General features: G+C 59.7%; 13 protein-coding genes and 2 tRNA genes. 9 read left to right on the forward strand and 6 right to left on the reverse strand.

The genetic code is table 11. The features are described 5' to 3' along the window. Positions 1-90: 90 nt before the first annotated feature. From ilvC to J2S67_RS04865, 3 genes are all read right to left on the reverse strand, one after another. Positions 91-1,110: a ketol-acid reductoisomerase gene (gene ilvC / locus J2S67_RS04855; protein WP_035754776.1), complete on the reverse strand. Its 1,020-nt coding sequence runs from the start codon at positions 1,108-1,110 to the stop codon at positions 91-93. Between the two features lie 115 nt (positions 1,111-1,225). Further along, positions 1,226-1,744, reverse strand: a complete 519-nt coding sequence (ilvN, locus tag J2S67_RS04860) for an acetolactate synthase small subunit (protein ID WP_035754647.1) — start codon at positions 1,742-1,744, stop codon at positions 1,226-1,228. Between the two features lie 10 nt (positions 1,745-1,754). Then, on the reverse strand, positions 1,755-3,614 hold the full coding sequence (locus tag J2S67_RS04865) for an acetolactate synthase large subunit (protein WP_035754645.1): 1,860 nt from the start codon (positions 3,612-3,614) through the stop codon (positions 1,755-1,757). 306 nt (positions 3,615-3,920) lie between these two features. Here J2S67_RS04865 and ilvD point away from each other — a divergent pair, with 306 nt between their 5' ends. The 9 genes from ilvD to J2S67_RS04910 all read left to right on the forward strand — a co-directional run bounded on the left by ilvD (position 3,921) and on the right by J2S67_RS04910 (position 15,261). Next, positions 3,921-5,801 carry a dihydroxy-acid dehydratase gene (gene ilvD / locus J2S67_RS04870; protein ID WP_070490386.1) on the forward strand — a complete coding sequence of 627 codons (1,881 nt, stop codon included), beginning with the start codon at positions 3,921-3,923 and terminating at the stop codon, positions 5,799-5,801. 93 nt (positions 5,802-5,894) lie between these two features. Beyond that, complete coding sequence (locus J2S67_RS04875; RefSeq protein ID WP_070490576.1) at positions 5,895-6,377, forward strand: hypothetical protein; 483 nt, start codon at positions 5,895-5,897, stop codon at positions 6,375-6,377. A gap of 207 nt (positions 6,378-6,584) precedes the next feature. Continuing rightward, a tRNA-Lys gene (locus J2S67_RS04880) sits at positions 6,585-6,660 on the forward strand. Positions 6,661-6,728: 68 nt separating this feature from the next. After that, positions 6,729-7,202 carry a thioredoxin-dependent thiol peroxidase gene (gene bcp / locus J2S67_RS04885; protein ID WP_035754639.1) on the forward strand — a complete coding sequence of 158 codons (474 nt, stop codon included), beginning with the start codon at positions 6,729-6,731 and terminating at the stop codon, positions 7,200-7,202. A 33-nt stretch (positions 7,203-7,235) separates the two neighbouring features. After that, positions 7,236-7,316: transfer RNA gene (locus J2S67_RS04890), tRNA-Leu, on the forward strand. 338 nt (positions 7,317-7,654) lie between these two features. Then, the gene (locus J2S67_RS04895; RefSeq protein ID WP_310246829.1) at positions 7,655-9,178 is read left to right on the forward strand and encodes an ABC transporter substrate-binding protein; all 1,524 of its coding nucleotides are present in this window, start codon (positions 7,655-7,657) and stop codon (positions 9,176-9,178) included. A 193-nt stretch (positions 9,179-9,371) separates the two neighbouring features. Beyond that, entirely contained in the window at positions 9,372-10,874 is a 1,503-nt protein-coding gene (locus tag J2S67_RS04900) for a malate:quinone oxidoreductase (RefSeq protein WP_052048249.1), read from the forward strand. A 108-nt stretch (positions 10,875-10,982) separates the two neighbouring features. After that, entirely contained in the window at positions 10,983-14,198 is a 3,216-nt protein-coding gene (locus tag J2S67_RS04905; protein WP_310246833.1) for an efflux RND transporter permease subunit, read from the forward strand. After that, positions 14,176-15,261 carry a DNA alkylation repair protein gene (locus tag J2S67_RS04910; protein ID WP_310246835.1) on the forward strand — a complete coding sequence of 362 codons (1,086 nt, stop codon included), beginning with the start codon at positions 14,176-14,178 and terminating at the stop codon, positions 15,259-15,261. Before J2S67_RS04905 ends, J2S67_RS04910 begins: the two co-directional genes overlap by 23 nt. 96 nt (positions 15,262-15,357) lie before the next feature. Here J2S67_RS04910 and J2S67_RS04915 read toward each other — a convergent pair whose 3' ends face one another. The 3 genes from J2S67_RS04915 to J2S67_RS04925 form a co-directional block, all read right to left on the reverse strand. Beyond that, on the reverse strand, positions 15,358-16,761 hold the full coding sequence (locus J2S67_RS04915; protein ID WP_052048247.1) for an MFS transporter: 1,404 nt from the start codon (positions 16,759-16,761) through the stop codon (positions 15,358-15,360). Between the two features lie 218 nt (positions 16,762-16,979). Continuing rightward, positions 16,980-17,930, reverse strand: coding sequence for a beta-ketoacyl-ACP synthase III (locus J2S67_RS04920; RefSeq protein WP_310246838.1), 951 nt, complete (start codon positions 17,928-17,930; stop codon positions 16,980-16,982). A gap of 21 nt (positions 17,931-17,951) precedes the next feature. Next, the gene (locus J2S67_RS04925; RefSeq protein ID WP_070490396.1) at positions 17,952-19,229 is read right to left on the reverse strand and encodes an MFS transporter; all 1,278 of its coding nucleotides are present in this window, start codon (positions 19,227-19,229) and stop codon (positions 17,952-17,954) included. Between the last annotated feature and the right edge of the window lie 30 nt (positions 19,230-19,259).

A 19,259-nucleotide genomic window follows, 5' to 3' on the forward strand; every position in this document is an offset into this window, starting at 1 on the left:
GCGCTTAAACGCGGCGGCGGGAAAAGAACCATGGGTTCTTTTCCCGCCGTGAGGCTCACCGTTCATGCTAGCGAACGGCTGGAGCTGGACTTAGCGAGCGGCAGTGCCCTCGGTGTAGTCCGAATCGGTGTCTTCCATCCAGGAGAACAGCTTGCGCAGCTCGCGGCCGGTCGCCTCGATCGCGTGGCCTTCCTGTTCCTTACGCAGCTTCTGGAACTCGGTGGCGCCGTTGTTCTGGTCATCCATGAAGCGCTTGGCGAAGGTGCCGTCCTGGATGTCCTTCAGAACAGCCTTCATGTTTTCCTTGACCGATGGGTCGATCACGCGTGGACCGGAGACGTAGTCACCGAACTCAGCGGTATCGGAAATCGACCAGCGCTGCTTGGACAAGCCGCCTTCAACCATGAGGTCAACGATCAGCTTGAGCTCATGCAGAACCTCGAAGTATGCGATCTCTGGGGCGTAACCGGCCTCCGTGAGGGTCTCAAAACCGTACTGGACCAGCTGGGAGGCTCCACCGCACAAAACAGCCTGCTCACCGAAGAGGTCAGATTCGGTCTCTTCAGTGAAGGTCGTCTCGATGACACCGGCGCGGGTAGCGCCAATACCCTTAGCCCACGCCAGAGCGATCTCCTTGGCATCGCCAGTCGCATCGTTCTCAACGGCGATCAACGCTGGAACACCACGGCCGGCTTCAAATTCGCGGCGGACAACGTGGCCTGGGCCCTTAGGAGCAACCATGATCACGTTGATGTCCTTGCCCGGCTCGATGTAGCCGTAACGGATGTTGAAACCGTGGGCGAAGACGAGGGTGTCGCCAGCCTTGAGGTTGTCCTTGATGGACTCCTCGTAAACCTTGGCCTGAACCTGATCTGGAACCAAGATCATGATGACATCAGCCTCAGCCGCGGCATCAGCAACGTTGAGGACCTTGAGGCCTTCAGCTTCAGCCTTAGCGCGGGACTTGGAGCCCTCAGCAAGACCAACACGGACATCCACGCCCGAATCACGCAGCGAAAGCGCATGAGCGTGGCCCTGGGAACCGTAACCGATAACAGCTACCTTCTTATCGCTGAGCTTGCTCAGGTCTGCGTCTTCTTCGTAGTACATAGTGGTGCTCACGAAACCATTCCTTACAGTTTGAGTTCTTCTAGGTCTAAAAATTATCTCGGTCACTTATCGGCTGCGATGTGTCGCAACTCGATGCCCCAGATCGATGCCCCATCTAGGCCGAAATCGAGTGCAAAGCCCGATGCGACATCGACTTGCGTCCGCGTGCGATAGCCAACGTTCCAGCCTGCACGATCTCGCGGATACCGAACGGCTCCAAAACATCAAAGAGTGCAGAGATTTTCTCGCCCGAACCGGTTGCCTCAAGCACCACGGTGTCCGGTGAAACATCCACCACACGGGCACGGAAGTAATCCGCGGCCTGCGTCACCTGGGTGCGTGTCTCCGCGTCAGCGTTTACCTTGATCAGCACATGCTCACGCTGCACGGAGTGTGTCTGCTCAAGCTCAACAATCTTGATCACGTTGACGAGCTTATTCAGCTGCTTAGTCACCTGCTCCAATAGCTTCTCATCCGCCTGAACCACTACGGTCATGCGGGAAAGCCCTGGGGTCTCGGTGGGGCCCACAGCCAAAGAATCAATATTGAATGCACGGCGGGCGAAGAGGCCAGCGACGCGAGTCAACGCACCGGGGACGTCCTCGACCAGTACCGATAAAGTATGGCGTGCCATTGATGTAGTCCTATTCCTCTTCCCACTGAGGCGTCATGCCTCGTGCCACCTGAATCTCGTTATTTGAAACACCTGAAGGGACCATCGGCCACACCATGGCGTCCTTGGAGACGATGAAGTCGATCAGCACGGGGCGGTCGTTGATGGACATCGCCTTCTCGATCGCCGCATCAATCTCGTCTTCGGTCTCCACACGGATACCAACGCAACCATAGGCATCCGCCATCTTCACGAAGTCCGGGACACGGATCGAATCCTTACCCGTGTTCAGCTCGGTGTTGGAGTAGCGGCCGTCATAGAACAGCGTCTGCCACTGCCGAACCATGCCGAGTGACGAGTTGTTGATGAGCGCAACCTTGATCGGGATCTTGTTGATCACACACGTCGCCAACTCCTGGTTAGTCATCTGGAAGCAGCCGTCACCGTCGATGGCCCACACAACACGGTCCGGGTTACCGACCTTGGCACCCATCGCCGCTGGGATCGAATAGCCCATAGTGCCCAAGCCTGCGGAGTTCAGCCACTGGCGAGGCCGTTCGTACTTCACGAACTGGGCAGCCCACATCTGGTGCTGGCCAACACCTGCAACATAGATCGCTTCAGGACCAGCAATCTCACCCAGACGCTGGATGATGTGCTGCGGGGCGAGTGCGCCGTCGGTTGTCTTGGTGTAGCCGAGCGGATACGTATCGCGGATGCGGTTGAGGATCTCCCACCACGGCTCAAGATCCGGGGCTTCCCCCTCATTCTTGCGTTCGCGATACGCCTCAGTCAGGTCCGGGAGGATCCTCTTCAGATCCCCCACGATCGGAACATCAGCGTTGCGGTTCTTAGAGATCTCCGCCGGATCCACATCCACGTGGATCACGCGTGCTTCCGGTGCGAAAGAATCCAGCACGCCGGTCACACGGTCATCGAAACGCGCGCCGAGGGTGATCAGCAGGTCCGCCTGCTGAAGCGAGGACACCGCAGCAACTGAACCGTGCATACCCGGCATGCCCAGATGCTGATCGTGGGAGTCCGGGAACGCACCGCGGGCAGTCAGCGTGGTCACCACGGGTGCGCCCACCAGCTCGGCAAGCTCACGCAATTCTTCGGCCGCATCGGCCTTGATCACGCCACCACCGACATAGAACACCGGGCGGATCGAGGAGGCGATGTATTTAGCGGCCTCACGCACCTGCTTGATATGACCCTTAGAGGTCGGCTTATAGCCTGCCATGGCTGGCTGCGGAGGCCACGTGAACGTCATCAGGCCTTCTTGGGCGTCCTTGGTCACATCGACCAGAACCGGGCCGGGACGGCCTGTGGTCGCCAGATAGAAAGCCTTCGCGAGCGTGTCCGGGACATCCTGGGCGTTGGTCACCAGGAACGAATGCTTGGTGATCGGCATCGTGATACCCACGATGTCAGCTTCTTGGAACGCGTCAGTACCGATGACCTTGGAGTTCACCTGACCGGTAATAGCGACCATCGGGACGGAGTCCATATGGGCATCCGCGAGCGCGGTCACTAGGTTGGTTGCACCTGGCCCGGAGGTTGCGATCGCGACACCCGGACGGCCAGTCACCATCGCATAACCCTGAGCCGCGTGCCCAGCCCCCTGTTCGTGGCGCACCAGCACGTGGTTGAGTTCCGGTGCCTCCAACAGCGGGTCATAGGTTGGCAGAATAGCTCCACCCGGAAGACCAAAGACAGACTCAATACCTAGTTCCTGAAGGGAACGCACAATAGCCTGCGCGCCCGTCATCTCAATCGGATCTACGCTCCGATTAGGCCCCATGACGTCCACCGCGTGCCCGCGGGGGTGGTGTGTCTTGCGGGAGTTCTTTCCCGCAGACGCATCGGATGCAGCGTTCGCCTGCCCCATGATGCTGTCCCTTCTCACCGAGTGATGTACTAGTAGCTGTGTTTGGTACTCCCGTGCCGATGCGCAACTGGAAGGTCATCCCGGATGCGCTACTCCCGCTCGCGTTGTATCGCGGCCGGAAAGCGAGGCCGACCATGTGGCCTCAAGCACGTTTCCCAATCGTCTCAATAGTGATCTAGGACATCCAAACCGAGCCCGTAACAATCTCACATACTGGACCACAGACCAGTATGTGAACGCTTCACACGTGCGTCATACGTCTTAAATCAACAGCACCCGCCTCGCTGCGCATGTTTGACTAGAGACATGCCAGCACTTCGTTCACGCACAGTCACCCACGGCCGCAACATGGCAGGAGCCCGCGCACTCATGCGCGCATCCGGTGTCGCCAACCAGGACATCGGCAAGCCGATCATCGCCGTCGCCAACTCCTTCACAGAGTTCGTGCCAGGCCACACCCACCTAGCCCCCGTGGGCCGCATCGTCTCCGAAGCGATCCACAACGCAGGTGCGGTCGCACGCGAATTCAACACGATCGCAGTCGATGACGGGATCGCGATGGGCCACGGCGGAATGCTGTACTCGCTACCAAGCCGCGACATCATCGCCGACAGCGTCGAATACATGGCCAACGCCCACTGCGCAGACGCGCTCGTGTGCATCTCCAACTGCGACAAGATCACACCGGGCATGCTGCTAGCCGCACTGCGCCTCAACATTCCCACCGTCTTCGTATCCGGCGGCCCCATGGAATCAGGCCGCGCCGTATTGACTGACGGGACCGTGAAAAGCCTCGACCTCGTCAACGCGATCGCTGACGCCGTGGACGAATCCGTATCTGATGCCGACATGCTCTCGATCGAAGAGAACGCATGCCCAACCTGCGGTTCCTGCTCCGGCATGTTCACCGCGAACTCGATGAACTGCCTCACCGAAGCGATCGGGCTTGCGCTCCCTGGCAACGGCTCCGTTCTGGCAACCCACACCGCGCGCAAGGAGCTATACGAACGCGCAGGGGCCACCATCGTGGACATCACCAAGCGCTACTACGAAGACGACGACGCTTCCGTTTTGCCGCGCAACATCGCAACCCGCGAAGCCTTCGATAACGCAATGGCACTCGATATCGCGATGGGTGGCTCAACCAACACGATCCTCCACCTGCTTGCCGCAGCACAGGAAGGCGAGGTCGACTACACCCTGCCGGACATCGATAAGAAGTCCCGCGAGGTCCCGTGCCTGGCCAAGGTTGCGCCCAACGTTGCCGGTGAGCGGACCTACTACATGGAGGACGTCCACCGGGCAGGCGGCATCCCTGCCCTGCTCGGGGAGCTCAACCGCGCCGGCATGTTGCACACCAACGTGCATGCCGTACACTCCCCCGACCTCACTAGCTGGCTCGATGAATGGGACATCCGCGGCGGCAAAGCCAGCGAAGAAGCCCAAAAGCTCTGGTATGCAGCCCCGGGTGGCAAGCGTTCCTCGTCCGCGTTCTCGCAGTCCGAAGTGTGGGACAGCCTTGACACCGACGCGGAAAATGGCTGCATCCGCAACGCCGAAAACGCATACTCCGCCGACGGCGGCCTCGCTGTTCTGCACGGCAACATCGCACGCAACGGATGCGTCGTGAAGACCGCCGGCGTGGATGAATCCATCTGGACGTTCTCCGGCCCAGCGGTGGTGTGCGAATCCCAAGACGAGGCCGTCTTCAAGATCTTGTCTAAAGAGATCAAGGAAGGCGACGTAGTTGTCATCCGCTATGAAGGCCCGCGCGGTGGCCCAGGCATGCAGGAAATGCTCTACCCAACCTCGTATCTGAAAGGCCTGGGACTTGGCGCGAAGTGCGCCCTCATCACCGACGGCCGCTTCTCCGGCGGCACTTCGGGCTTGTCTATCGGCCACGTCTCCCCCGAAGCCGCCTCGGGTGGCGAGATCGCGCTCATCCAGGACGGCGACACCATCACGATCGACATCCCCAACCGCTCAATCCAGCTTGAGATCTCAGACGAACAGATGCAGGCCCGCCGCGCTCAACTCGAGGCCGGCCACGGATACCAGCCGCTCAAACGCGACCGCGAGGTCAGCCGCGCGCTACGCGCATACGCGCTCATGGCCACCTCAGCCGACCGCGGAGCCGTGCGCGACATCAGCGCGCTGGAACGCATCGCACGCCCACAAGATCTCTAAACCGCCCAGCTAAGCGCAACCCAAGTGAATGGAGAATGCCCTGCCCCACCGCTTTCCGCCGGTGCGGCAGGGCATTCCCGTATGGTGAAGAACATGGACACAAATGAACCCGTCCCAACCAGCGAACCTGTAGTGCAAGACGAGCTACGCGCCCGCTTGCGCGCAGTGTTCGATGAGCAAATCCCCAACTACGGTTCCTTCAACATCGCATACGCGTTTGGGCTGGCAGGTTCGGGTGGCCCGTGCCTCATAGGGTTCAGGAACCAGCCAATCGAACTCGTGGTTGCACCCATCGACGCCCACACTCTTCAAGCCAGCGAGTCCGCAGTCAGCATCAACCTCACCAACATCAGCGCGGTAGGGATCTACTCCGCAGATTCAGTGGAACTCGAAATGACCACCGGACGCACCTTCCGCGTCACCTGCCCGCCGTACCCGACCGTGCTGCTAGAAGCATCAAGCTCTGGAACCGAACGTACCCCAGCAGTGACCCTGGACCAGTACGGCGAATCAGTCGATTTCGCAGAGTTCATCAACTTCTTCGCCGACGCCGTCGAGGCCGGCACCGCCCCCTAAATGGGCGCCGCGCCGGAGCACGGGAACATAGGACGCGGCACGGCTTCATGAGCCCCAGCAATATGCTGTATCTCACAAAAGCGCTCAACCGTTGGCTCCGATTTGGCGTTTACGAAAACTGACTGTAATGTTGAACAGGTCGCCGCGAGCGATGCCCAGCGATTCAGTAAGAACCGCAAACACAACAAGCATCACAACGCGAGACGGGCGCCTTTAGCTCAATTGGTAGAGCACTTGACTCTTAATCAATAGGTTCCGGGTTCGAGTCCCGGAGGGCGCACCAATATGAAAGGCTGAAACTGTACAACAGTTTCAGCCTTTCGCGTATCAAGCGCGCTTCAAGGAGGATCCATGACCAACCGTCTTGAGCCAGGCCAACCGGCACCCGACTTCACACTCACTGCAGCTGACGGAAGCACCGTGAGCCTTGGTGAGCTCACCAACGGAACCAAAGCCATCGTCTACTTCTACCCGAAAGCGATGACCCCAGGGTGCACAACCCAGGCATGCGATTTCCGTGACTCGCTCGAATCTCTGGCTGCACACGGCTACAAGGTTGTCGGGATCTCCCCCGATCCGGTGGATAAGCTCGCTAAGTTCGTGGAACGCGATCAGCTGAGCTTCCCGCTACTCTCCGATGAAAACCACGCCGTCGCAGAAGCCTACGGCGCGTGGGGCATCAAAAAGAACTACGGCCGCGAATATGAGGGCCTCATCCGCTCGACCATCGTGATCGATGAAAACGGAACCGTAGAACTCGCGCAATACAACGTGCGAGCTAAAGGACACGTTGCTAAACTTCAACGAGATCTGAAACTGGTCTAATATAGATCAGCGGCACCGGCTCAGGTGCCGTCCGCGGGCGTGGCGGAATTGGTAGACGCGCTGGATTTAGGTTCCAGTGTCTTTGACGTGAGGGTTCAAGTCCCTCCGCCCGCACTTTCTGCTTTATGCGTTCATTCGCTTACACATAACATTCATGTAAGCCATCACCCTGGGATGGTGAACAGATGCCACATAGCGCACTCCCCCCACACAACAAAGGTCGCTCCTCGCGTGAGGACCACGCTTCTGCAGGCCCTAGCCGCCGCGCAGTCCTAGGATGGGGGCTTTTCGCGCTCATGGCGGCAGGATGCGCCAACGGTGCCCCCTCACCGGGCAAAAGCAGCCGCACAGAACTCACTTTCCTCGCCGCAGCACCCCCTCGGGTCTGGGATCCGGCGTTTATCCACGATCCACTCGATCAGCGCATCATCCAACAAATCTGCCCGCCGCTAGTGAGCATCAACTCCGCCGACGGCAACCTCACCGGCATCCTAGCGCGCACGGCAAACCTCAACGAGGACGGCACTCGTCTGCGCATCACGCTCGCACACGGCCTGACCTTCTCCGATGGAACAGAACTCGATTCCGCTGCACTCAAAGCCAATTTTGAACGCTGGCAGAAGATCGCTTCCACAGCCGCCACGCCTTCGGCGATCGACACGATCCTCGCCGATTCGGCTTCGGCCCCGCTCATCAAGAGCTATAAAACTCCGGGCAAACACGTACTCGATGTGCACTTCGCCCGCCCATGCTTCGCATTCCCAGACGCGCTAACACACCCCGGACTCGGGGTCCTCTCCCCGGCAGCTTTCGGCAAGGACTCAACCGAACCTGTCGCCACACCTATTGGCGCCGGCGCATACACCCTTGAAGCGAAAGCGACCAAGACCGCACCTCACCGCGAAGAAGCTAACACCACACGCCTGAAGCTACGCGCAGAGTTCCGTAGCGAGCGTGAATCCGCCGCCGCATCGGCTAGTGCAACACACAGCGAGAGCGCGAGCCAAGGCTCCCCAGACTATGGCCGGGACTCCAACCACGACGGCGGGGTGCCGTTGCGTCCAGCACCTGCCGAAGGCAAAGCCCCAGCCACTATCGCGTTCATCCACTCAAGCCTTTCAGCGACACCGGCCCAGTGGCTGGCAAGCAAACACGACAATCCGATGCATGCCGACGTCGTCGACGCGGTGGCAGCGAAAGAACAAAAAGAGATCGCCCAAGCCGGCTTGCGGGTTATGCACCGCGACCCATTCTCCGTGGTCTACCTCGGCTTCAACCACAACGACGAGAACCTCAAACAACGCGCGATGCGCCAAGCGATCGTGCAAAACATCGACGAACGGCAACTGCTCAAAGACCAGTTCCCAGAATCGACCTTAAGTGCTAACGGATACACGCCAGCTTCTCTAGGGGTACAGCCTGAACGCCCCGCGATCCGGGATGAAAAAGCAACCACCGATCTACTCAAGACAGCCAAATACGGCGGAGAAAACATCCCGATCGCCTACCCGACCGGCGTACGCCTCCCCTACTTCCCGCTACCCGAATTGACCGCGCAAGGCATCCAGAAACAACTCGCGGAAGTGCACATCACAACCCAGTTGAAACCCATGCACTGGGACACCGAATTCCTGCCAGCGCTACTCGAGGGAAGACTCACTGGGCTCTTCCTCTTCGGTCTACACGGGCTCTACCGTTCGCCGCACGACATGCTCGCTCGCCTCTTCAGCGGACCCCGGCCCCTGTGCAACGCACGCCTGACTGACATCCCGCACCGTCTCGATGCGGCCCTTGCCATCGCTTCAGCGAGCCAACGCCGCGAGACCTACCGAAACATCGAAACCGACCTCATAGCCGATCTTCCGCTGCACCCGCTACTTTTGCCGGCATCGGCCCTCGGCCTCTCTAGCGACGTCACGAACTACCCCTTGAACCCATACCTTGAAGAGCCACTAGAACTCGTGACAATGCGGTAAAAGCTCGCCGCAGATAGCGCCCGCTAGCTACGCTGGGGCGCCTCTTGCTGAGCTAGGACTAGGCGGGCGCTGAGAAGTTACCGCAGAACGTGGCGCTAGTAACTTTGGGCCCTTAAAAGGCCGCCATACGTTTCACCTATACAGAGCCCGGCGGTACTGTGAGACGTAGACTTATTAAGGTTTACCTACAAACATGTCAGATGGAGTTGCATCCGTGTCTTCGACCAACCAGAAGATCTCCCTCGACGTCGCACTGATCGGCGGCGGCATCATGAGCGCAACGCTCGGAACCTTCCTCAACCATGTGGAGCCGGGGTGGAGCATCGGCGTGTTCGAAAGCCTTGACCGCGCTGGCGCCGAATCCTCCGACCCATGGAACAACGCCGGTACGGGCCACTCCGCACTGTGCGAACTCAACTACTCTCCAGCGGCTGCCGACGGCTCCGTCGACCCGACCAAGGCGCTCGGCATCGCCGAACAGTTCCAGCAGTCCCGCCAGTTCTACGCGTGGCTCGTCGAGCAGGGCATCGTCAAGGACCCATCGAGCTTCATCAACGCGTTGCCGCACGCTTCTTTCGTGATCGGTGAAGACCACAAGCGCTACCTGCAGACCCGCTACGAGACCCTCAAACAGAACGTTCTGTTCCAGGACTTCCAGCACACCACCGACATCGACCAGATCGCCGAGTGGACCCCGCTGGTAGCTGAAGGCCGCACCAACAACAACGTCGCGATGACCCGCTCCGCATCCGGCACCGACGTCAACTTCGGTTCCCTAACCCGCCAGCTACTCGACGCGATGGACGCTAAGAACTCCACCGACGTCTTCTACAACCACAAGGTCACCAACCTCAAGCGCGCAGGCAACGGCTGGGTTGTGACCGTGAAGGACAAGGCTTCCAAGCAGACCCTCGAAGTCAACGCCAAGTTCGTCTTTGTGGGTGCCGGTGGTGGCGCTCTCCCACTGTTGCAGAAGTCCGGTATCGATGAGATCAAGGGCTACGGCGGCTTCCCAGTTTCAGGTGAATTCCTGCGTTGCACCAACGAATCGGTCATCGCCCGCCACGAAGCCAAGGTCTACGGCCAGGCGTCCGTGGGTGCCCCTCCGATGTCCGTTCCACACCTGGACACCCGTTACGTGGACGGCAAGAAGTCCCTCATGTTCGGTCCTTACGGCGGTTTCTCGCCTAAATTCCTCAAGTCCGGTTCTTTCTTCGACCTTCCGTTCTCGGTTCGTGTACACAACCTCGGCACGATGCTCGGTGTCGCGAAGTCCAACTTCGACCTCGTGACCTACCTCGTATCCGAGCTCGCTAAGACCCGCAACCAGCAGATGGAAGCGATGCGCGCCTACTACCCCGCCGCTCAGAAGGGCGACTGGGAGATGATCACCGCGGGCCAGCGCGTCCAGACCATGAAGAAGGGCCCTAACGGCAAGGCGGTCCTCGCATTCGGTACCGAGGTTGTCTCCTCGGCTGACGGCAGCATCGCTGGCCTACTCGGCGCTTCCCCTGGCGCATCCACTGCAGCACCGATCATGGTCAACCTGCTCAAGACCTGCTTCGCTGATAAGTGGGCTGGCTGGGAAGACCAGGTCAAGGAGCTCATTCCATCGCTGGGTCAGAAACTCAACAACAACGCTTCCCTCTACAGCGAGGTCAAGGACCGCACCGATAAGGTCCTGGGGCTGAACTAGGTCTGTCCACTACTCGCTCCAACAACGCATAGGATGGGGGCGTGTCCGTAACGTTTCGTTGCGGGCACGCCCCCATCTCCCTTTTCCGGCCTTACATCAAGGATCCTCATGCACCACCTGGCGAAAGTCTCGCTGCGAAACCGGGCTCTGATCATCTTGATCACACTGTTCGTGAGCACGTTCGGCGTTGTTTCGATGAACCAGTTGAAACAAGAGCTCATGCCATCGGTTGAGTTCCCGATGATCTCCGTGGCAGCGCAGCACCCGGGAGCTTCCCCGCAAGTCATGGACGAACAGGTGGCGCAACCGCTGGAACGCTCACTGCAGGCGGTCGAGGGGCTTGAATCCACCAAATCGACATCCCGGACAGGGCTGACGACCATCCAGCTTTCCCTGGATTACGGGACCAACATGGACCGTGCACGAAACCAGGTTGAACGAGCCATCTCGAACGCCAGCGACATGTTGCCCGAGGGCGTCTCGCCCACCTCTTTCGCAGGGTCTTTCAGCGACTTCCCGGTCGTGTATTACGCCGTCTCCGGTGACGGCTCGCTCTCCGCTGTCGCAGACCGTGTGAGCGCCAACGTCATCCCTGAGATTGAACGTCTCGACGGGGTCCGCCAGGCCCAACTCACGGGCGCTGATTCCCAGTACGTCAAGGTCACCCCTGACAAAAAGAAGATGAAAGATGCGGGCCTGAGCGAGCAAGACCTGCAGAAAGCGATCAGCGAAGTCGGTAGCTCAGTCCCTCTGGGGTCGATTGAAAAAGGTACGTTGAGTCTGCCGGCCGAGACCAACGGTGCCCCAGCGGACCTCGATGCGTGGCGGAAACTCCCCATAGCCGCCGCGGCGCCGCGGGGCTCAGCCCCGCAGGCACCGCAAGACCGCAACCCCAAGGTCTCGTTGCTGGGTGATGTTGCCACAGTCGAGCTTGCGGATGAGGCCAGCTCCTCGATCACCCGCACCAACGGGGAGCTCTCGCTTGCGCTCTCCATCACCAAGACACCCGAGGCTGACACCGTCAGGATCGTCGAGAAGATCAAGGAAACCCTGCCGGGCCTGCTCAAGGACGCCGACGCCGAAGGCGTGGTGATCTTCGATCAAGCCGAACCGATCACCGATGCGGTTTCTGACCTGACAAAGGAAGGCCTGCTTGGCCTCGTCTTCGCGATCCTCGTGATCTTGATCTTCTTGCTTTCTTTCCGGGCAACGCTTGTCACCGCGATCTCGATCCCGCTGTCCTTGCTTGCCACGTTCATCGGCCTGTTCGGTTTCGGTTATTCACTGAACATGCTGACCTTGGGTGCGCTCACCATCTCGATCGGCCGAGTGGTCGATGACGCGATCGTTGTGATCGAAAATATTCGTCGCCACCTCGCCAATGACGCACTCGATGCGCGGACCGAACGCGACGGAACTGTCGTCTCCCGCCGTGAGAGCATCATCCACGCTGTCCGCGAAGTGGCCGGAGCCATCACCGCATCGACGTTGACGACCGTTGCGGTGTTCGCGCCGATCGCTTTCGTATCCGGACTTGCCGGTGAACTGTTCCGTCCGTTCGCCCTCACAGTGAGCATCGCGCTGCTTGCATCCCTGGTGGTCTCGCTCACGATCGTTCCGGTGCTCGCCTACTGGTTCATCTCCGGCGAAAAGACCTCTCGGAACCGCAAGAGCCGCAATACTGATGCCGCCGAGCGTTTACCGGCCCTGCAGCGGGCGTACCGTCCCGTCCTTCGTTCCACGCAGAAGCATCCCGTCATCACGCTCGTGGCATCCGTGGTGTTGCTCGCCGGGTCTATCGCGTTGACTCCGTTCATCAAAACGAACATGTTCGGTGACATGGGTGAGACCTCTTTCGACGCCGAGCTCGCCCTGCCTGCAGGTTCCTCGCTGGATACCACCGAAAAGCAAGCCCGTATGGTCTCCGAGAAGATTGAGGGGGTCGATGGTGTCCGCGACGTCCAGTACACGGTCGGCTCGGGCACCGACCAGCTTTCCGTGATGATGGGCGGGCAAGGCTCGGACACGGCCCAGTTCATTGTGGTGGTCGAAGACTCATCCAAAGTCAATGAAGCGCGCTCCGAGGTCGAAAAGCAGATCGGAGAGCTCGAAGGCCTCGATAAGGACGCCGAGTTCGAGGTCTCCGCCCCAGGAACCGGTGGTGGTTTCAACCAGGACATCACGATCGAGGTGCAAGGCAACACACCTGAAACTCTCGCGGAAGCGACCAAGAAGGTCACGGACACGATGCGGGACATCCCTGAGGTGACCGCGATCAAGAATGACCTCACCACAACCCAGCCGACCGTACGCGTTGACGTGGACCGGAAGAAGGCAGCTGAAAAGGGGTTGAGCGCGCAGCAAGTGGGCGCGTTGCTCAACGGCACCATCGAACCCCTGGAAGCTGGCCGCACCACCCTCGGCTTCCAGACCTACACGATCAAGATCGGTGAAGGTAAGACGATCGCTTCACTCGAGGACCTTGAGAAGCTGAAGATCCCTACCGCAACCGGTGAGGTCACTGTCTCCGACATCGCTAAGGTTTCTCAGCAGGAGAAAGAAACCGTTGTGGTTTCGCGCAACACCGACCGCATTGCGCAAGTCACGATCTCTCCTACGGCCGCCGGCCTCGGCGCTGTATCGGCTGAAGTGAGCCAACGGCTGGACCAAATCGAGTTGCCTGACGGCGCCCACGCAAGCATCGGAGGGGCGGCAACCCAGCAGGAAGATGCGTTCATGCAGCTGGGGATCGCGGTCCTGCTTGCTATCGCGATCGTCTACATCATCATGGTCGCGACCTTCCGCTCGCTCATCCAGCCGTTCATTCTGTTGGTTTCGATTCCGTTCGCGTTCATCGGCTCGTTGCTCGCGTTGTTGATCACGCAGATCCCGTTAGGCCTGCCGTCCTTGATCGGCATGTTGATGCTGGTTGGCATTGTTGTCACCAACGCGATCGTCCTGATCGACCTCATCAACCAGTACCGCGACACCGCCGCACACCGCGCTGAAGGTGAACGCGACGCGATGCCGCTGAACCAGGCGATCGAGCTGGGTGCGTTGCGCAGGTTGCGTCCGATCTTGATGACGGCGATGGCGACGATCGGCGCGATGGTCCCAACCGCTTTCGGTATGACGGGCGGTAGCGGTGGATTCATCTCGCAGCCTCTCGCGGTCGTGGTGATCGGTGGCCTCATCTCATCGACGCTATTGACCTTGATCCTTGTTCCGGTCCTCTACCGGCTCGTTGAAGGCCGCCGCGAACGCAAACGACTCAAACGCGAAAGCAAAATCAAGGACCAGAATGAAGAACTACTTCAACCCTGACACCGCGCGAAGGCTCGGTGCGCAGCTTGGTATCGATGCTGAAGAATACGCCGAGTGGGTCGCTCCACGCATCGAGGGTTTAGAAATCCTGGACCGCGTAACCGTGTTCGCTCAGGGTCTTCGTGAGCGGCTCGCGCGGGACTATACAGACGCGGTCAACGGGCTTCTCAATAAACTGGGGCCCGAACTCGCGGAGGGGGAAGGCTACTTCAACCACGCATTCCACTTGTGGCCGGTGAGCCGATTCATCGAGCTGTACGGAGTGGATGAACCGGAGGTTTCCTTAGACGCGATCGAGGCGCTCACGAGGGCGTTTACCGGCGAGTGGGCAGTGCGTCCCTACCTGGAGCGCTACCCGGAGCTAACGATGGCACGCGTGCATCAATGGGCGGATTCAGATAGCCATAATGTGCGCCGGCTCGCCTCCGAGGGCATCCGCCCGCGCCTTCCGTGGGCGAAGGTGCATAGACCGTTTGTTGCGGACCCCTCCCCGATCCTTCCGGTCTTGGACCGGCTACACGAGGATCCGTCGCTGTTTGTTCGCAAATCCGTCGCTAACAACCTCAACGATATCGGCCGCACGCACCCTGAGTTAGCTCTCGCCACGGCCCAACGCTGGGCAACCAGTGGCGGGCCGCACGCAAAGCGGGTCGTGGAGCAAGGGTTGCGCGGGCTGATCAAGTGCGGCCACCCTGAGGCCTTGGAGCTTGTCGGATTCGCGCCCACTACCGCGATCACCGCAACCCGTCCCGAATTCCCCGACACCGTTGCCGTTGGGGATAAAGCGACCCTTTCAGCGACACTCACCAACACAGGCGGTACCCCCGCCAACGTGCTTGCAGAGTATCGCGTGCACTTCTTGAAAAAGAACCGCACCAGGAAGCCGAGCGTGTTCCGCCTCGGCAAATACACGCTGGCGCCAGGTGAAACCCGTGTGGTAACCAAAACGCACCCGTTTCGGGTCACCAGCACACGCACCTACTACCCGGGCACCCAGGCTTTACGCCTGGTGATCAACGGGCATGAAGGCGAGCTAGTGGATTTCGAACTCATCCAGGCGTAGCTGTGGCGCCCTGGCGGTTGAACCGCCGGGGCGCCACAGTTAGTCAGTATTCAGTTATTTCGTATCCAACTATTGAGTAGTCAGCTATTCAGCGATTTAGTCGCGGAAGCTACGCAACGTGGTGCGGCGGTTCTCTTCGCGCATCTGGTCTGCGCTATCGACGTTGAGGTCGCGGTCCGGGCGGTCCTTGACCATCGTCACAGCAACGAAGGAGATAACCGAGACAATAATCATGTAGACACCGATCATGTTCGGTTCACCGGTGCGGTTGAGGATCATCTGCGAAATCATCGGAGCGAACGCACCACCCAGCACGGTACCGAGCGCGTAACCGATCGAGACGCCCGAGTAGCGAACCGAGGACGGGAACATCTCCGCGTACAGTGCCGCCTGCGGACCGTAGGACAGCCCCAAGCCGACAGTCATGAGCAACACTGCGAGCACGTACATCCACAGATCGTCAACGGTCTTGACTTCCTTGATGATCATCCACATCGGGATAGCCCATACCGCCAAGAGTGCATAGCCGAGCTGGAAGGTGCGTACACGGCCGATCTTGTCGCCAAGCCAGCCCCCGACGAAGGTGAAGGTCAGCCAGCCGAAGGAGCCGACCATCGTCGCGCCAAGGACCGGACCGAGTGGTAGCGGGTTCTCTTCACGCTTGGCGAGGAAGCCGATGAAGAACGCGATAAGCAGGTAGCCGATCGCGTTGTTAGCGATGAAGATGAATGCCGAGAGGAAGACCTCGCGCTTGTTCTGCTTCATGAGCTTGCCCAGCGGAGCAGAGGACTCGGCGCGGCGCTCCTGCAGTTCCTCGAAAACAGGAGACTCAGAGACAGACCGGCGGATCATGTAGCCCACCACAACCAGCAGGATCGAGATCAGGAACGTGATGCGCCAGCCCCACTCAAGGAAGGCCTGCATGCCGAGGATCTGCTGGAGAGCGAAGATCACACCGGTTGCCAGAATCATGCCGATCGGGACACCGATCTGCGGGTAGGCGCCAAAGAGCGACCGGCGGCCCTTAGGCGCGTGCTCAACAGCCATGAGCGCCGCTCCACCCCATTCACCACCGGCGGAGAAGCCCTGGAGAATGCGCAGGAGCATCAGCAGGATCGGAGCAGCAACACCGATAGTCGCATAGGTTGGGACCAAGCCGATCGCAGCGGTGGCGAAGCCCATCATCATGAGGGTCAAGACGAGCATCTTCTTACGCCCGAGCTTGTCGCCGAGGTGTCCGGCAACCACGGCCCCGAGTGGACGGAAGAGGAAGGAAATACCGATCGTGGCAAGCGAGATGACCTGCGTCAAACCTGGGGCATCTTTAGCTAGCGGATCAAAATAGAGGTTCGCGAAGACAAGCGATGCTGCCTGCGCGTAGATGAAGAAGTCGTACCACTCGATCGAGGTTCCGACGAGGGTTCCGGCAAGGACGCGACGTTCTTCCTTGCGCTTGGTCGCGGCATCCAAATGTGCCGTGGGTGCAGATGTTGTGGTCATGATGTCCTTCTTTGGCCACAGCAGACCCTTGTGATGAAGGTAGGGCCTGACTTTTACTATTGCCAACCGAACGATCATTCGGTTGTGACGGTCACCACATCATACACAGATCTAATGCGACACGCGTCACATCACCACGATAGAGAGTGAAACTTTTGCGTCATGCACAAGACATGTTGTAGGCCACGAAAAGCGTTGTCGCTTTCAGCCGCCGCAGTTTAGGCTGGCAACTTGATGACTTGGCCCGCGAAGGTGAACCCGCCGCCGAACCCGAAAAGCAACGTCCGCCCACCGCGCGGAAGCTCGCCGGCGTGCCACGCTTTAGAAAGACCAAGCGGCACGGACGCAGCGGAAGTGTTTCCGGAATTCACAACGTCCTTGATCACAATCTGATCTTTCGCCCCAAGCCCCTTAGCGAGAGGCTCGATGATACGCAGGTTGGCCTGATGGAAAGCCAGCACGTCGATATCATCGATCGTGAGACCAGCCTTCTCGAGCACCTTCTGCGCTTCCTTGACCGCCCCGGTCAGAGCCCAACGCATCACGTTACGGCCGTTCTGGCTGAAGTATTCCGGCTCGCCAGCGATCACAACCGCATCCCCTAGCTCGGGGATCGATCCCCACGCGACCGGGCTGATCTCAGGCTCCTCAGTGCGTTCCAGCACGAAAGCTCCCGCACCATCGGCGGTCAGCACGCACGTTGTGCGGTCGGTGTAGTCCGTGAAGTTAGTCAGCGCTTCAGAACCGATCACGAGCGCCCGCTCAGAAACGCCCGAAGAGACGAACTGATCCGCTACCGCAACCGCATATTCGAAGCCCGAGCACGCGGTGTTGATATCGAGAACACCTGGGCGCTCCAATCCGAGAGCCTCCGCTACACGGGATGCGACGTTCGGAGTGCGGTTCTGGGAGGTTGTGGATGCAACCACGATGAGATCGACAGTCGCGACGTCGGCGTCCTTGAGTGCCATACGTGCCGCCTCGACGGCCATGCTCACCACCGTGTCGTTCTCACCGACCATGCGGCGCTCTTTGATACCGGTGCGGGCCTGGATCCATTCGTCGTTGGTGTCGACGAGTTTTTCGAGATCATGGTTGGACAAAATTTTCTCTGGCTGAAAATGTCCGAGACCAATCACACGGGATCCCAGATAGGTGCGGTTCATCATAGGAGTCACTGTACCAAGTCTCTAACGCTGTTTTTGCTTGTTCAGGACTGTATACGAAAACGCGCATATGAAGACGAGAACCGATGCGCCCAGCGTTGCCACGAGGGCGAGGTGGTGTCCGCCGGCGTCCGTGAGGCGGCCTGCAATCGAGTTTCCTGCCGATGTTCCCAACGTGATCGCTGCCGAGAGCAGAGTCATCACGAATCCCATCCGGTGCGACGGGGTGATGCTGGAGGCGAGCGTGAAGTTCGTGACCAGGATAGGCCCGATAGGAACACCGAGTAAAAGGATCGCAAGGCTCATCGAAAGCGGAGTTTCCGGTAGCCACAGCACGATCACGAGAGGCACGAGAGTGACAGCCCCTGTCAAGAGCCTGGCTGGGTGAGAGAACGTGACAGGCCAGCGCGCTACAGAAAGGGCAGCCAGGCCCGATGTGATGCCCATGACCGCATAGATCAGCCCGCCGGTTCCCGGGTTGCCGGTGTAGTCGGCGAAGTAGGTGAGGATCGTGGCCAGCGAGCCGAAGACGGTCCCGACCCCGAGCATCCCGATCACGGTGATAGCGATGAGCGTAGCGTTGCCTCTCCGCGGTGGCTTCTGGGTGGCCGGCGTAGTTTCCGTAACGGTTGTGCGCGGCTTCTTGAAGCGTGAATAGGCCTCGGTGTGATGGAACGCGAAGGCCGGGATGATCACGATGCACAACGCCATCGCAACATAGATCGGCACCGCTGGGCCGAAGGTTGCCGCGAGGATTCCGACCGATGCGGGGCCGAGTACGAAAGAGAGCTCATCCATCGTGGACTCGTAGCTTTGCGCTGCCTCCAGTGTGCGTAGCTGGTGAAGGTCAGCCCCGTACCTGTTGATCCAACGCACTCGCGTCATGGGCCCGGATGGCGGGATGCTCGCCCCCGCAATCAACGCGATGATCATCAGCTGCGGGGTGAGCGTGACCGGCCCGTCGCTACCGGAGCCGAAGTACAGAACCCCGATGAGGGCGAGAACATGGATAAGACACAGGCCGAGCAGCGTTGGTTTTTGCCCCAGTTTGTCTGAGAGTGCCCCGGAGATGGGCGTGCCGATCGCTGCCCCTACCCCGCCGATCGCGGTCACGAGCCCTGGGGTTGTGAAGTCTTCAGCCGAGGCGACGATGTAGGTCAGGCACGCCATGCCGAGCATCGACATCGGCAAGCGAGCTAACAGCGAGATCGGAAAATAGAGCGCCCCGGCGTCTTGAGCGAGGCGGCGGAAACTCGTAGCTGATTGGGGCGCTTCTTCAGTTGGGCCTTGTACTGGTGTCATATGCCTCTCATGCTAGCCCTTGCCTACACG

Origin of the sequence: Pseudoglutamicibacter albus, from assembly GCF_031458175.1 — a bacterium.
GTDB lineage: Bacteria > Actinomycetota > Actinomycetes > Actinomycetales > Micrococcaceae > Pseudoglutamicibacter > Pseudoglutamicibacter albus.